Source organism: Vibrio sp. 10N.222.55.C6 (assembly GCF_041473395.1).
Taxonomy (GTDB): domain Bacteria; phylum Pseudomonadota; class Gammaproteobacteria; order Enterobacterales; family Vibrionaceae; genus Vibrio; species Vibrio crassostreae_C.
The window spans coordinates 1-349 of the sequence record NZ_JBFRSD010000134.1; the positions used below are offsets into that span (position 1 = coordinate 1).

Below are 349 nucleotides of genomic sequence, written 5' to 3' on the forward strand. Positions count from 1 at the left end.
GCCTCTTCAATGCATTTTCTAATCGACTCTGCACGTTGCTTTGTCTCTGAGTGATTCGTGCCAATCATCAACAACATAAACTCCTCTCCGCCAATCCGGCAGAAGGTTTCTTTATCATTGTGAACATGGGCATTCAGTATCTCACCTACCGTCCTCAGAGCCGCATCCCCTTCAGTATGACCATAGACACTGTTGTACAAACCAAAGTGGTCGAGGTCGACAAGAATCAAGCCAAATGTAATTTCGTTCTGTAAGGCAAAGGCACCTTGATCGTCACCGTTCAAGTCTTCTAGAACCTGCGACAACATACGGCGGTTTCCAAGGCGCGTAAGAGGATCTAGCTTAGAAA

The 349-nt window shown here is 46.4% G+C and carries 1 protein-coding gene; it reads right to left on the reverse strand.

Translation table 11 applies throughout. The annotated features are described in order from the left end of the window. The coding region (locus AB4486_RS22900; RefSeq protein WP_372118789.1) for a GGDEF domain-containing protein at positions 1-349 on the reverse strand (349 nt) is incomplete at both ends.